Raw genomic sequence first — 14,546 nt, forward strand, 5'->3', positions numbered from 1 at the left:
GAATCTGTTTTAACTTCTATATAAAAAGGTAGTTGAGGAGCTACTGAAACTATAGAATCATTGTGTTCTGTACCTTGTGGATTAAAGACGGTTCTAGGAGGAGCTTGCACCATAAAAAAAATAGTCAATTACTTAGGTTACAAGTATAATTGTTCCCAATCGAGCAGTAAAACTAACATTAAGCTTGTATTAATAAATACTAAAATATTGCGTAAGTAAAAGAAGTAATAAAACATACTAAATAATGCTCGATTTTACTTCCTAAAGTTCGCCAAAACTCGCCAATCACTGATAGGATTTTGGCGAGTTACGATATTTGGCGAGATTTATGAATAAGCAGGAAGCAGCAGATTACTTGGGTGTCAGTGTTAGGGCTTTAGAGCGCTACGTTCAACAGGGGCGAATCAGCGTCAAGTACGAGAAAGGTAAAACTCGCCCGACTGCCAACTTTGACCAAACCGAACTGGAAGCATTCAAGGAAGAACTAAACCAACCGACCGTAAAACCTGCCTTTGAATCTCGCCAAATAGCGATAGAGCAACAGCCACAGACAGGTAAATTAGTGCATTCTTCTGGCGAGATTGCGGAGTTTGGCGAGATTGGGGTAATTGATAAATTGTCCTCAATCATTGAAGGGCTGCTGGGCAGAGGTGACAATCAGCCAGTAGTGCCGATCGCTGATAAGCTGCTACTGACTATTGCAGAGGCACAAGCGCTAACTGGGTTGTCTAGAGAATTCCTGCGAGACGCAATTACCAAAGGCGAGTTAAAAGCCAAAGTCATTGGTAAGGGTTGGCGAGTTAAACGCAGTGACTTACAAGAGTACGTTGATAAGCTGTATTGAATCTCGCCAAACTCCGACACTGTAAAACTCGCCAATAGCATATAGCAGGTATAACCCTTTGAAACGGTGGCGACATTTGACGAGATTCAATACCAATGTTCATTTATGCGATCGCTGTCATGACTGCTATTTATGTAACAAATAATTGCAGACATCAGCCGATTTATCAAATATATACTAACTAAACTAGAGTTTTTAAGAGCTAAAGAGAATAAGCTCAACTATAGATTTAAATCAATGATGTTTCAAATTTCTGAGTTTTTTACTGATGATAGGGCGAAAAGTAAGAAACAGAAGTAAGAAAAATTTTGATAATTTTGCTAAAAGGCATGAATAGCAAGGGTTTTGTGAGCCCCAACCGCGCAAGAACAGTGCGCGGTTGGGGCTTAGTAGGCATTATGAATTTTCTATTAAGCAATCAAGCTGTTATATGAAGTTTATTTGAATGTTTGCTTAACTTTCTTAACTGTCTTAACTGTCCTTGAACTGTCCTTGGCTTTCACGTAAAGCTATGAAAATAACAAATTATGAGAGACAATATGACCATTCTTAATGGGAATTATATCCTGAAAGATTCGGGAGCATCGACGGCGGTAATCGACGAAAAGGTCTTCGCTCCACTCCTCCCGGAGCCACCAGGAGAGAAGTGGCTAATCACCCCCGTCCCCGCAAGTGGCAAGGACGTGGTGATAATTCAGACGAATGACCGCTCCAAGGCGTGGACTGCTTCCATCAGCGAAGATTCGCAGGAGCCGGAACAGATCACGGTTCAACCCTTAAACTCCGGCTCCCCCGCGCCAAACCAACTCTTTCGCATTGTGGTGCTAGCAGACGAATTACCAGTGTACCTAGCCCAGATACTGACAAATAGCTCCGGGAACGGTGTCGGTAGATACTTTATAGAGGATCGGTCTCTCCTGCCCAAACGCGTCTTAGCACTCCCAAAAGGCATAGAGATCCCACAGTGGCTTATAGAAAAGGCGTAGGATTGTAGCCTACATGGTATTGAGCCGGGATGTGTGTAATTTTCGGCAAGATGATCTGAAAATCCTTATCCTGCGTGCTTTTGAAAAATTGCTACATCAAAGTCAAAAAACCCAGGAGTTATAACGGAAAATCAAGCCTTTTCAGGTCATCTTGCAGGTTTTTGGTCATATCCCGGCTCACCACCTATAACGAGCGTCCTGATAAAACTTGGGGTTTGACAGACTGTATTTCTTTTGTAGTGATGTGGGAACAAGGTTTGACAGATGCAGTTACTGCTGATCTACATTTTGTTCAAGCTGGGTTTCGGGCATTGTTGCGCTAAATGAAGCCAGAAGAGTTTGAGCCACCTATTCCACGTAATGGCTCTTATATGTAATCAGAGCCTCAAAGTATTCTCAATTCAATCATCTCAATACCGCGATCACCTGCCAAAAAGTTAATGTTGCGCTCAAGTAGGTGTAGCGAACTGCAAACATCCAGCGATAAAACTGCAAACAAGGCGATTTTGAAACCACATTCTGGTTCTTGTCAGCTTTTGGTGATCATTAATAGTGGGCTGTTTAGGCAGAGGGAAGAAAGAATAAAACTATAAAAAATTCTGCGGTGCAAGGTTTACAGAAACTCTGCATCACAATCTTGTCTTCAAGTTGGATCTGAATCGAATGGCACGAAGAAAACCTGAAACCTCGTCAGGACAGGGTGTTGGGGATAAGCGTGTTGGGTGTAGTGTTTAAAACATCTTTTCCTTTAAGTTACACCTTTAATAATCACCAAAAGTTGCCAAGAACTAACTTATGATTCAAGTCACAGCCGTTTTCAACTGACCGCCAGCCAGCTTGTATAAAAAACTTTTTGGTTTGCTGATTGTCTTATGGAAAAAATTGATAAATTTATTAATAACACTAGTCAGCAACAGCTTCTTGGAAATAATGAAAAGTCTTTTTCGAGTATTAATCACACTCAGTCTATCATTGACCCCTGTACTAGGTTGGACTGGTAGTGCAGAGGCGGCTCTCCTTGTTGGCAGCTTAGACAATGGCGACGTTCTTAGCTTCGATGATACAACTGGTGAATTTATTAGTATTTTTGCTAAAGGGCTACCTGGTGATGGCCCTACCAGTATAACCTTTGGCCCTGATGGTAATTTATATGTCGGCATGAATACAGGTGCCATCCGCCGCTACGATGGGACAACAGGTACATTCATTGATACGTTTGCTTCTATCGATAGCCTGATCACTAGCATTACTTTTGGATCTGATAAGAATCTCTACGTGACAGATTTTTCTAATGATAGAGTTGTTCGTTTTAATGGTAGTACTGGAGCATTGATTGATAACTTTGTTTCTACAGGCAGTGGTGGACTCAATGGGCCTGAAGGATTAACCTTTGGCCCTGATGGAAATCTATATGTTGGGAGCCGAATCTCCAACCAAGTTCTACGCTACAATAGCTCAACTGGTGCTTTCATTGATGTCTTCGCAACTGGCGGAAATAATGGCCCTCAAGAGCTAGTTTTTGGGCTTGATAATAACTTATATCTTGCTATTGATGGTTCTGGGGGGAATGGTCAAGTTCTGAGGTTTAATGGTCAAACTGGAAGTTTAATAGACACCTTCGCTAACAATATTCCAGGCACAACAGATAGCATGAGTCTTATTTTTGGCCCTGATAATAATCTGTATGTAACTAGTCAGTTTGAAAATTCAGTATTGCGCTTCAATGGGACGAGTGGAACATTTATCGATACTTTTGTTTCTAGCAGCAGCGGTGGTCTTAGTTTTCCTACAAATCTACTCTTTCAAAGAGAATCAGTTCCTCAGCCAGTTCCTGAAGCTACTACTACTCTTGGTCTTCTTGTTTTAGGTGCAGTTGGTGTTAGTTCAGCTATGAAACGAATTAGGGCTTTTTAAGTACTTTATTGTGCGATAATGGCTTTGACGTTTGCCCTCTGTGAGCGAGTAAGGAAGTTACGCGGTAGCTCCTCGCCATAACCTTTATAAAAAAGGCTTTTGAGCAAGTCAATCAATTCTATTTCTTACTCAATTTTCTTACTTGACATCAATATACAGTTAGTAGTTACACGATTGGGCTAATACGTGTAATCAGCGCGTCAAAGTCTTCTCGATTCATTCATATCCCCAGCTCTTGCGCTGACCACTACCGCCATAAAAATACCTCCTTCTAGGGGGCGAATGATGTGGTATATGTTCTTTAAAGAACAGAAGAGAATAACTCTGTTTCGGTATAAGGATTTATCTATATATGCCCATAGTAGCAAGATATGTCTCAATGCCTTGGGCGCTCACTGACTCTTGAAAATCGCTTTACAACAACTTATCAATCTACTAACACTTAAGTAAACAGAGTAATAAATAACATCTAATCCGACCATTACTCAGGGGGCATTCCTGAATGTGCCTTACAGTAGGCGGAAAAACCGCTAATTTTCTTAGAGCAGTATTTGGATAAACTCAATGCGCGCCCCAGAACAGAAGTAATTTCATCATTATTACTTGATGTTTTTACTTTGCATATATTTACGTAATAGTGTGATATATCTACTTGTAAGCTTTTAGTGTATTGCTCACTATGAAACAAAAAAAAACAACCCTAAGACTGGTGTCATTAGGGTATTTTCTACTTCAAAAACCAAAATTTTCTTATTAATCTGCGTTTTTATCATTAGTGTTTTTGGCATCTTGTTATCAAATTGGTTGGTGACAAGCCAGACAGCCTTCGCAAAAATCGATCTTTTGCAACCTGCACCGACTCAAGTGCTAGGCTATTACGACTATTTTGGTAAACTACTTAACCCTCAAGAAGCAGCGCAAGTAGTGACAGAAAAAGGACTAGATCCTAATGACTCAACTTCCTATCAACGGATTGGGGCAGTAAAAATTACTAAGGAATTAATAGCGCAAGGTGAAAATATATTTTTCAACCGTAAGATTGGAGATATATTCGGTTTGCAAGGGGTATTTGGTTTTGGACTTGGCATTGCTAGAATTTTACCAGAATTACAGACAGCAATAGTTAAGTTGCAAGGTCAGCCAACAACGAACTTACAAATTATTCTTCAGAAGGATATAGCATTAGGTAGTCGAACTTTCCCCAAAGGAACTGTTGTCAATACAGGCTTAAAAATGGAAAAGGGAGGAACTTTTCCGATTGGGCTGGGAATCACACCCAAGATTGATATTAGCTGTGCTGCTTGCCATGTATCCCTTTCAAATAAGGGTGAACGTCTTTTGGGAGTACCTAATGGCGAAATTGCCACACCCTTGCTAGTTGCTTTAGCACCAAATTCTTCTGCGGCGTTTTCGCGTTTAAAGTTTAATCCCCTAAACCCACAATACCAAGGCAATGGGAAAATTATTCTAGATAGTAAAGGTAATAAAGTAGAATTACCTGATCCCGAAAAGTTTGAAAAAGCTTTTGACGATGCAGTATTGGATGTACCTTTTGGTAATTTTGAAAGTTCTTCAGATAGTATCAACAATACTACTCAAATACCCAGTATTTTCACATTTAAGAATCAGCCTTATTTCTTTGATGGACAGTTTGCAGTGGGGCCATTTGCGGGACTCAGCGCTGTCAGCAACGGTGTTCATTCTTCAGAAATCAATCTATTGGCAGCTGCTCAACTCAGTGCAGAGACTCTTGGTATTGATCCAGAAGTTTATATTGGTACATTTCTTCAAAATGCTGCCGTTCCCAGTCTACGTTTACCAGAAGGAGTGATAGTAAAACCTTCTGAATGGCTGCGGGGGGTAATCGCACCGAATCCTACAGAAGCAGAATTAGAAGACCAAATTCCCGCTCCTGGCACAGGAACTTATCCAAACCTGCGTCCCAGTTTATTTACTTACAACGGTTTAGTTTTCAGTCCAAATACTGGAAAGCCTGGAGATATTGCCAGTGGGACTTTCCTCTTTGCTGACAACGCTATGTCTGCTTTTCAAAATAGCTTAGTACCACCTGCCAACCAGACTTCGGAAAACTGGCAAGCGTTAAACAGCAATTCTGTTAAGCGTGGAGCAAAGGTATTTGAGAAAGCTAATTGTGCAACTTGCCATATTCCACCCTTCTTCACTGACAACAAAATTCATTCACTCGATGAAATTGGTACTAATCCAGCCCGCGCTCAATCTCGCCTGGAGCTGAATAAATTGTTAGTGCCACCCAAGTTATACACTTTCAACACTCCCGTTCCCATACCTGCTGATGCTGAAGTGTTGGATGTACCAACGCAAGGGATCTCCGACACTCCCACAACTCTACCCAAAGGTATATTGCCAAAAGGTGGTTACAAAACTGCTTCCTTGCGTGGTCTTTATTTAAGTGCGCCATATTTGCATGATGGTGGTGCAGCTGTACGGGCAGGAAGTCTGAAAGTTGACTCAAATGGTAGCTTTACGGTTTTTGACAAGAGCGGGTTAGGGCTAACTGGCACTCTAAGCCTTGGTATACCTGCCGATGCTGCTAGCAGCTTGCGTGCCTTAGTCGATCGTGAACTTCGCGCAAAAGTCGTGAAAGCCAACAAAGCTAACCCTAGTTTAGTGCGTAGTAACCTTGATGGCACAGGTCATGACTTCTATGTAGATAGGCCGGCTGGGTTTAATCCAAACCAGCAAACAGACCTGATTAATTTCTTACTAGCACTTGATGACGTTCCTGGGAGCTTCTAATTGAAACTGAGGCTGATACAAAGAGTAAATCTAACTTTCATCCGACGCTAACTTCGGGCAAAAGTAATACAGAGTTGCTCTCAAAGATATTACTTTTAGTTTGGAAACAGGGATTTGGGAGCCAGAAGAAAGAATATTCTGACTCCTACCAGAATTTTTACTTTATTTTTTTGGAGAATTATCTGATGGAATTAGTCAAAAAGCTTGGCATTGCTTGCGCTAGTGCTGTTGTCGGCTTGACTGTTGTCGGTGCGTATTCTACAGCGCAAGCTGCACAGTTATTTGATTTTCAGTATTCTTTTCCCAGTTACGAAGGAAATGGTACGGCTATTTCAGCTAGCGGCACTCTTACTACAACTGATCTAGACCCCATAAACAACAATTACACAATCACAGGTATAAGTGGGATAAGGACAGCTCAAGGAATTGCAGAGACAATAATCGGGTTGCTCTCACCGGGTACATACGGTGTCAACGATAATCTGTTGAATGCCAGTAAGCCACTGTTAAGCAAAAACGGTTTTTCTTACCTGGTTTCCGGTAGCGGGGAAGACGGTCAGGGGAACGTTAACGTATTCTACAGTAGTTTTAGTGAAGGTTATTCAGAGCTTTCAAGTGATGTGGATTATGGCAACTTTAGTATCAATCCACGTCCTGTTCCCGAACCTCATACAGTAGGTGGCTCATTAATTGCTCTTGGTTTTGGCTGGTGGAGGAAACGAAAGCAAGCAGTAGCTTCCCGAAAGAAAGCCTCATAAAAGCATTTAGGGGTAAAAGTAGCCTAACACAGCAGACTATTATTCTCGCTGTAATAGTCTGCTCAACCGTTGTCAGACGCGGTATGTCAATTCCTTTTTGTCGATAGACATCTTACTAGAGTTTTCTAAACACTTATGTAGGTGCTTGTTGCGAAATCGGGTAATAAACTCATTAACTTTAAGCTTATTGGAAGATAAGTGAGTAAGAATAACACTCTAATTCCATCAAATAAATTTAACTCGCTCAATCACATTAAACTAAACAACTACATTTATACTACAAAAGGGGACTGTACAGTTCACTACTAGAACGCTGACTATTAAAGACTCAATTCATCATCCTGCTGGCGTTGCTGTTGCTGCTGTTGCCTTAACTGCTGCCCATAATCTATAAGCTGCTGATTCCAATCGTCAGCTTTGCACTTGATCCTCTTGGACTGTGGCAGTAGTTCCTTAACAACTCGTGCAGCTGCATTACCAGAATCGTCCGAGTCAAACGCCACTTGTAAATTAGGAATATTCTGCAATTGCTCTACTGGTAAGCTTTTGGGATTATCTACCGCCATGTACAAAGTTCTATTGGGTGGCACGTCGCCTCTAAGCTGATATTCCAGCATGGCAAAAGACACGGCATCGATGGGCGATTTCAAAAACACCACTTTCTCTACAGGATCTGTTGACTGGCCGCCTAAGTGAAAGTAAAACCAGCCCTCACGCCGCTTAGTCCCTTTCTCATAACCTTTGAAAGTGTTGTTTTCGCCCCGTGTCCCCCGCAGGAATGCTCCTATTGCCTGGGGTTCTTCGCCAAGATTCCGCATGACGAACACAGCGTTTTGCTGGTCATCAGCATAAACTAACCCCCGCTTATGCAGAACTTCCACAAAGTTTTCAGGTATCCCCCGTTTCTGGGTCAGGTAGTTGGAGACAGAAGACCACTTGGCTTTATTCTCAACTGGTAGCCTGAATTTGTCGCGTGGTTCTAACTGGATAATTTCAGTAGCCACTTTTTGAGCTTTAGCGATCGCTGCTCCAATAGCCCCCGACTCACCAAATCGCTCATGTAACCAGACGACCGCTTGCCGTACATTGCAATTGTTAACGTGCATCACCAAATCAATTGCACCTGAGCTACCCTTCTGTTGTTCGGGGGCGAAGTCGTAAAACTTGGGCCCATCTATATTAATGATGTGTCCGTGGCCCTTCCATCTTCCTTGGTCATTGTGTAGCCCCAACTCCCAGGCGACATCAACAAGTGGCAAGTCGCGCAGTTGTTCTGTCTGCTGCCGAAGAAGAAGTTTCTCTGTCTGTAATTGTTTAATTTGCTGGTCTTTGGCTTCAATTTCTTTTACCAGAGCTTTGGCTGTGGCTTCTATCTCCTGTTTTTTGGTTTGCGCTCTGTCGCTGAGGGCGGCTTTGGCTTGTAATTGGGCTGGAGTCAAACTGCTATTTGGTTCAATGCCAGAGTTGACGATGCTGTAAAAATCTTTGATGTCCTGGTGTTGCGCCCTACTTCCCTTAATGCCACGCTCTAGCCCCAGATGTTCGGTGGCCGCAGAATAAGAATCTTGGAACTGCCTCATTTTCTGCCGACCGTCAAAGAAGTGCTTGGCTCTGAGTTGCCCCAAATCATCCAAGGGAACAAAGTAAGCATGGATGTGTGGGGTGGCTTCGTCTAAGTGCAACTCTGCCCTGACTACGCGTGAGCTGTACTGCGACTCTAACCATTTTTTAGATGCCTCTAACCAAGAATCGACTCTTTCGGGTTCATAGTAGCCGGCTTGTGTTGGGCAATCGGGGCGGAAGTATTCTGGTGAAGCGGTCAATAAAATCTCTACTGCGTACACCGCATCCGGGCGAATCTTCCGCTTCTGTTCTCTTATCCTCTCCATCACCAATTGATCTAATGATTCATTGGGATTGTGATGACCGATGAACCTGATATTATTTTGGGATGGATCAGCGTTCGGCGTTTCTCTAAGTCTTGCGGTATGCGCTTCACTGCCTGCCAAGTTACTGCGCTTTAGCTTTTTGATACGTGCAATAGCGTAAGGCATCTCCGTTCACTCGTGAAATTGGGTTTAGAGCGTCGCAGACCCCACGAAACCTTTTTGTTTGAGCGAAGCGAGAAATGGCGAAAGCCACCCGCAGGGCAAAAAGGTGTAGTGGGTACACCTAAGTCATGGTACACCCTACCGAAAATTTTTGGTGGCAGTCCCACTCCGGCGGCTCAAAAGCTTGCTGTGTAAGCTTTTGAGCTCTATTCAGCGCCTGATTACAGTTTTTACCCCAAACACCACTAAAAAACTCATTTAAACCACTATAATACTCATTACAATCTCAATCGCTTACCAATTCGAGCGATTTTTCCCACCCCTTTTAAACTCATTTACATCACTCTTCAACTCATTTACACCACTGTTAGACTCATAAAAATTACAGATAGGTTTTTATACGATAAACGTTGTACTACTTAGGAGACAAGATGAGCGAAAAACGCAACTTTTATGTTGAGTTGCCAAGAATTAAACGCAAGTCTAAATCTTGGGAGGGTAAGGTGATTCAATATTTATTGAACCATCCCTCTAATAAAGCCGCCACTGAATTTTCAATGGAAGCTCTGACTGCTTTTTGGTTGGCAGAAGCATTAGAGGGTCAAGTCAGTTCTGAAGAGTTAAGTAAAGCTTGTTGGTCTGCGATCGAGAAATTAGAAGGAAAACTTGCCACAGTTAGAAGGATAGCCGGCATAGAAAAATTACCTTCATCCTACACAATCGGGTTAAGCACTTCTCCAACAAATGTAACGGACACTAAAAATAATCAGAACTTGAATGATGAAACGCTTGTGTCCACCTCGGATGACCAAACCTTGGATGAGGACGTTGACGATTTGATAGAACTAGAACTTCCAGAAGAAATAAAGCAGATTAACAACCTGTTTAATGTCCAGTAGTAGTTGAAAAAAAGCTCATTGCATCAATTCACTACTTAAAATCTTACTAATCACCTTATATTAACCGGGGTTTATAAGTAAGCCATTGTGTATTTTCTTACTCAAAAACCAGTCTGCCCAAGTCTGCCTATGAGCGCCCACGGGCAGACTTGGGCAGACTTGAGACAAGAAAAATTTTGTTCTTCTTCCAATTCTTCGAGTTGGGTGCAGTAAAGATTTTTTATTTCATTTGCGACAATCCCCAGGATCGCCACCTTCGTTTTGCTTGCTTGATTCGCATAGAGTTTTTGAATTTCTAGCGGCATCATCAAACGACCGAACTGGTGGTGTTTGAGCCAAATAATCCGTAATAATCATACTAAAAACGAACAATATAGCTGGAACCAACACGAAAACGAACAGAAGACCTTCGACAATCATTTGTTTTTCGTCAGGCTTATCTTGTTCTGAAGGCTGTTCTGGCTTGCTCACGACTAATACACCACTCAAGACACTATTCTTAGCAATCCCAAAATCAAACCGGGAGCTACCAACCTTGTAAAATTTTCTATGCGCGATGGCGTAACCGCCCGATGTAGCCATCGCCACCCCGCCACCAAAACAAAAAAACCTTGTTTTTGTTGGGTAGGCATGGAGGAATTGAGAATGGGGAATGGGGCGATCGCGTTCCTTTATATTACTTATGTAGTATTAAAGTAGTTTAAATTGCTCCAAGTGATTTGAAAATTACTCAAATCCATTTTTGGCTCAACAAACTTTCCGCCAAATATGGCGTACTGTGCGTCAAAAAAAGATGGATTACAAAGTTTATGCGCTAATTAGCGTGTTTAAAATTAGTAGGTAAATATGGGGATAAATCGGGTGACTTTTGGGATTTATTGGGATCTATGAAGCTAATGAGAATTTGGTGACTGGAAGATGTTGAAGAGGTAAAAAAATCAGCTATGAATTTGAATTTGCGTTCTGTAGGATTGGGATATATTGAGTTTAATTGGTGAGAATTGGTGAAAATCGAGAATTTGGGCGATTTTCGGTGTCATGCACAAAACAGCAAAATCAAAGCACAATTGTAATCTTTCACAAGGTTTATTTATAAAGGCTGAAGGGATTACGGTATAGGCGTTTTCGCCTTTTCGGAATAATTCTTAATAAGGGGTCAAAAACGGGGTAAATTTTTGTAGATTTAATGTTGAGTCTTGGTTCTGTTTCAAGGAGAATGCTCAACGTTTACTTTGAAAGTGATCTAACTACGATAGCCGAGCGATCGCGCATCTTGTGGTCAACCTAATCCGAGATAGAATCAGGAACGAAAAAATTAAATTGATGATGAGCCAGGGGTAAGCGATGGAAGCCAAAAGCGAAGTGACAATAAAATTTAGTGGCTCACTACCAACAGCTACACCTCTTGAGAATAAGAAAGTTGCAATCGAGTTAACTGATCAGAACGGCATAGTTTTCACTGCTCAATTTAATGCCAAAAGTTGGCGGAAGGCTGAAACTAGCACCTCGGAATTTGCAGACTGGGCTGGGGCTATATCGGGCAAGCTTGGCGTGCGAACTCCTAACGGTTTTGAGATCATTGACGCAGGAATTCAGCTTTTTGAAAAGAAGGCGAAGGAAGTCAAACCGAAAAATGAATATTTTACATAGTTGTGACCTTTATTCTATTTTTTCCCTTTTGTTACGAAAGATGTGACTAATGCATAGCTACCCTCGCGGTAATAGTAGTTTCTTTCATGCTGTTCTGGCTGATATTCAACGGAATTGTTATTAAAAATGTGGTTTTATGTAATAATACTTAGATAAAATTTGTATTTATTTGTAATTGAGTTTAAATAAGTTAATTTAGCCCAGTGCGTTGATTGACTGAAGTTTGTGGGTAGGAGCATTTTGCATGGCGTTACATTATTTGTCTGAGAAACCGGTGTTGGTGACAGGTGGCGCGGGCTTTATTGGTTCACAGTTGGTTAGTGATTTGTTAGCAATTGGGGCTGATGTCAAAGTTTTAGATAATGAATCAAGAGGCACCAAAGCCAATCTCGAAAACGTGGGATTTGCGATTCAGCCTGGGAAAAACTATTTTGTGGCCGATCTGCGTGATCCCTCAGCCCATAAATACTTTCGGGACATCCACACGGTTTATCATCTGGCGGCTGATGTGGGCGGGATTGCCTATGCTTTAAGTCAAGGCATCCAGATTTGGCGAAACAATACACTGATTGATACCAATACATTTGATGCCGTGTTGCAACATGAAGTGCCAAATTTAATTTATGCCAGTTCTTCCTGTGTTTATCCAATGCAACTATCATCACCACATCGTGCCTTGAAAGAGCATCAAGCTTGGCAAGGGGAAATGCATACTCTGTATGGCGCTGAGAAGCTTTTGGGGGAAAAGGCAATCGCCATGCATTTGCAGGGATTGACCAAAACCAATGCTGCAATCGTGCGTTTTCATAATGTGTATGGTCCTCGCAGCATTATGAAAAGCCAAAATGCCCAAGTCATCCAAGCACTGATCTCACGCGCATTGAACAATCCCACCCAGGATCTCGAAGTTTGGGGTACTGGTCGTCAAGGTCGCGACTTTATCTACGTGACAGATATTACGCAGTGGTTGGTGAACCTCTGGCTGCCCAAGACCAATCAATTGCCGAAAAAACCAATTCAACGCGGTTCTGGCAATAACACCACGATCAAAGCGATCGCACAAATCATCATCAAAACCTTGAATTTGGATATTGCAATCGACTTTAGACCGGTGCCAGATGAAGGTGAACGGGGACGGAAAGCGGATAATACTCTGTTTAATGCCCTATATTCGCACTTGCCGAAAACGTTGTCGATACAAGCTGGAATTGAGCGCTATATCAAGTGGAGCATGGCACATCCAAGCTATTGGCAAAAGAGTGTCCCCAGTATGAGCTTACTTAATTGATGGTGCGATCACTCTGATGTTTGGGAATCCTAGTAATAATTCCACCAGATTGTGGTGACATTGCCCACCCAAACCTATGATGAGTCCAACAAGCACCTCAGCGGCTTTGCTTGAGAGCGAAGCTTACCATCGCGACCTATTCGAGAAATCTTCAATTGGATTGCTACTGTGCAACATGAATGGGCAATTGTTGTATGCCAATACCGCCTATGCAAATATCTTGGGACGGACACCGGAAGAGCTACCATCTTTAACCTATTGGGAAATAACGCCTGAAAAGTATGCCGATGCAGAACAACTTCAACTGCAAAGCTTGCAAACAATCGGACGCTATGGACCTTATGAAAAAGAATACATTCACAAAGATGGATCTCTCATTCCTGTGCAACTATCTGGTGTCATCGTTGAGCGTCATGGCGAACAATTTATTTGGTCTAGTATTGAAGATATTAGTGATCGCAAAGCTGCCGAGAACTTGATTCAAGAAAAAAACAAAGCCTTAGAGCAAGCACTCACTCAACTCCAACAAAGCCAAACCCAACTAATTCAAAATGAAAAAATGTCTAGTTTGGGTAAAATGATAGCCGGAATTGCTCATGAAATTAATAATCCAGTAAATTTTATTCATGGTAATATTAGCTGCACCGAAGAATATATTCAGGTTTTATTAAAGTTATTAGAGCTTTATCAACAAGACTATCCAAATCCTACAGACAATATTCAACAGGCTTTAGAAGAATTTGAAATCGATTTCATCGCTTCAGATTTGAACAAAATACTCAAGTCAATTAAATTAGGTACGCAGCGTATTAGGGAAATTGTTCTTTCCTTACGCAACTTTTCTCGTCTTGATGAAGCCGAGCTAAAACAAGCTGATATTCATTCAGGAATTGATAGTACTTTAATGATTTTACAACATCAATTCAAGACAAAAAAAAGCCAATATCCAGAAATTAAAGTTATTAAAAAATATGGTAATTTACCACTGATAGAATGTTATCCAGGTCAAATTAACCAAGTATTCATGAATATTCTCAGTAACGCAATTGATGCATTAGAAGTAGGTCTAGAAACAGAAAAACAATCGCAAATTCCTCAGATTTTAATTTGTACACAAGTAATAGATGAAGAATGGGTGTCCATCAATATTAGTGATAATGGTATGGGGATGAGAGAGGAAGTACGTTCAAAAATATTTGACCCATTTTTTACCACCAAACCTGTCGGTCAAGGTACTGGTTTGGGCTTATCTAAGTAAGTCGGGGAGAAAATTTATAGGTATGTAACAAATGATTAAGCAGAAGAATTAGAGTTAAATCTTACACGTTGCGTACTGTAGTTCCCCTTTTCTCCTCTTCTTTGAACTCCATCAATCACA

13 protein-coding genes are annotated in these 14,546 nt (G+C 41.5%); 11 read left to right on the forward strand and 2 right to left on the reverse strand.

Features of this window, described 5'->3' with window-relative positions; all coding sequences use genetic code 11:
- Positions 1–328 precede the first annotated feature (328 nt).
- The 6 genes from IQ274_RS32125 to IQ274_RS32150 all read left to right on the forward strand — a co-directional run bounded on the left by IQ274_RS32125 (position 329) and on the right by IQ274_RS32150 (position 7,280).
- Positions 329–844 (forward strand): helix-turn-helix domain-containing protein, encoded by a 516-nt coding sequence (locus tag IQ274_RS32125; protein ID WP_194144675.1) that lies wholly within the window; start codon positions 329–331, stop codon positions 842–844.
- 527 nt (positions 845–1,371) lie between these two features.
- The gene (locus tag IQ274_RS32130) at positions 1,372–1,830 is read left to right on the forward strand and encodes an I66 family serine proteinase inhibitor (RefSeq protein WP_228058516.1); all 459 of its coding nucleotides are present in this window, start codon (positions 1,372–1,374) and stop codon (positions 1,828–1,830) included.
- 161 nt (positions 1,831–1,991) lie between these two features.
- Positions 1,992–2,153: a hypothetical protein gene (locus tag IQ274_RS32135; protein ID WP_416209861.1), complete on the forward strand. Its 162-nt coding sequence runs from the start codon at positions 1,992–1,994 to the stop codon at positions 2,151–2,153.
- A 607-nt stretch (positions 2,154–2,760) separates the two neighbouring features.
- Positions 2,761–3,744: an NHL repeat-containing protein gene (locus IQ274_RS32140; RefSeq protein WP_194144677.1), complete on the forward strand. Its 984-nt coding sequence runs from the start codon at positions 2,761–2,763 to the stop codon at positions 3,742–3,744.
- Between the two features lie 789 nt (positions 3,745–4,533).
- A complete protein-coding gene (locus tag IQ274_RS32145; protein ID WP_228058517.1) occupies positions 4,534–6,522 on the forward strand; it encodes a hypothetical protein in 1,989 nt (662 codons plus the stop codon).
- Between the two features lie 185 nt (positions 6,523–6,707).
- The gene (locus IQ274_RS32150) at positions 6,708–7,280 is read left to right on the forward strand and encodes a PEP-CTERM sorting domain-containing protein (RefSeq protein ID WP_194144678.1); all 573 of its coding nucleotides are present in this window, start codon (positions 6,708–6,710) and stop codon (positions 7,278–7,280) included.
- Positions 7,281–7,600: 320 nt separating this feature from the next.
- Here the strand turns inward: IQ274_RS32150 and mobV are convergent, their stop codons facing one another.
- Positions 7,601–9,334 carry a MobV family relaxase gene (gene mobV / locus IQ274_RS32155; protein ID WP_194144679.1) on the reverse strand — a complete coding sequence of 578 codons (1,734 nt, stop codon included), beginning with the start codon at positions 9,332–9,334 and terminating at the stop codon, positions 7,601–7,603.
- 12 nt (positions 9,335–9,346) lie between these two features.
- Here mobV and IQ274_RS32160 point away from each other — a divergent pair, with 12 nt between their 5' ends.
- Both IQ274_RS32160 and IQ274_RS32165 read left to right on the forward strand, forming a co-directional pair.
- Positions 9,347–9,526, forward strand: coding sequence for a hypothetical protein (locus IQ274_RS32160; protein ID WP_194144680.1), 180 nt, complete (start codon positions 9,347–9,349; stop codon positions 9,524–9,526).
- A gap of 236 nt (positions 9,527–9,762) precedes the next feature.
- Positions 9,763–10,230 carry a hypothetical protein gene (locus tag IQ274_RS32165; protein ID WP_194144681.1) on the forward strand — a complete coding sequence of 156 codons (468 nt, stop codon included), beginning with the start codon at positions 9,763–9,765 and terminating at the stop codon, positions 10,228–10,230.
- A 225-nt stretch (positions 10,231–10,455) separates the two neighbouring features.
- Here IQ274_RS32165 and IQ274_RS32170 read toward each other — a convergent pair whose 3' ends face one another.
- Entirely contained in the window at positions 10,456–10,812 is a 357-nt protein-coding gene (locus IQ274_RS32170) for a hypothetical protein (protein WP_194144682.1), read from the reverse strand.
- A 762-nt stretch (positions 10,813–11,574) separates the two neighbouring features.
- On the opposite strand from IQ274_RS32170, the gene IQ274_RS32175 reads away from it, so the two are divergent.
- The 3 genes from IQ274_RS32175 (at position 11,575) to IQ274_RS32185 (ending at position 14,426) form a co-directional block, all read left to right on the forward strand.
- Positions 11,575–11,880, forward strand: a complete 306-nt coding sequence (locus IQ274_RS32175) for a hypothetical protein (protein ID WP_194144683.1) — start codon at positions 11,575–11,577, stop codon at positions 11,878–11,880.
- Between the two features lie 259 nt (positions 11,881–12,139).
- Positions 12,140–13,168 (forward strand): NAD-dependent epimerase/dehydratase family protein, encoded by a 1,029-nt coding sequence (locus IQ274_RS32180; protein WP_194144684.1) that lies wholly within the window; start codon positions 12,140–12,142, stop codon positions 13,166–13,168.
- 76 nt (positions 13,169–13,244) lie between these two features.
- Entirely contained in the window at positions 13,245–14,426 is a 1,182-nt protein-coding gene (locus tag IQ274_RS32185; RefSeq protein WP_194144685.1) for a sensor histidine kinase, read from the forward strand.
- Positions 14,427–14,546 lie beyond the last annotated feature (120 nt).

The sequence above is a fragment of the Nostoc sp. LEGE 12447 genome (assembly GCF_015206985.1).
Lineage (GTDB): Bacteria > Cyanobacteriota > Cyanobacteriia > Cyanobacteriales > Nostocaceae > Nostoc.

Coding starts and splice junctions, on each gene's coding strand:
- IQ274_RS32125 (WP_194144675.1), top strand. CDS start 329: ATGAATAAGCAGGAAGCAGCAGATTACTTGGGTGTCAGTGTTAGGGCT.
- IQ274_RS32130 (WP_228058516.1), top strand. CDS start 1,372: ATGAGAGACAATATGACCATTCTTAATGGGAATTATATCCTGAAAGAT.
- IQ274_RS32140 (WP_194144677.1), top strand. CDS start 2,761: ATGAAAAGTCTTTTTCGAGTATTAATCACACTCAGTCTATCATTGACC.
- IQ274_RS32150 (WP_194144678.1), top strand. CDS start 6,708: ATGGAATTAGTCAAAAAGCTTGGCATTGCTTGCGCTAGTGCTGTTGTC.
- mobV (WP_194144679.1), bottom strand. CDS start 9,334: ATGCCTTACGCTATTGCACGTATCAAAAAGCTAAAGCGCAGTAACTTG.
- IQ274_RS32165 (WP_194144681.1), top strand. CDS start 9,763: ATGAGCGAAAAACGCAACTTTTATGTTGAGTTGCCAAGAATTAAACGC.
- IQ274_RS32170 (WP_194144682.1), bottom strand. CDS start 10,812: ATGGCTACATCGGGCGGTTACGCCATCGCGCATAGAAAATTTTACAAG.
- IQ274_RS32175 (WP_194144683.1), top strand. CDS start 11,575: ATGGAAGCCAAAAGCGAAGTGACAATAAAATTTAGTGGCTCACTACCA.
- IQ274_RS32185 (WP_194144685.1), top strand. CDS start 13,245: ATGATGAGTCCAACAAGCACCTCAGCGGCTTTGCTTGAGAGCGAAGCT.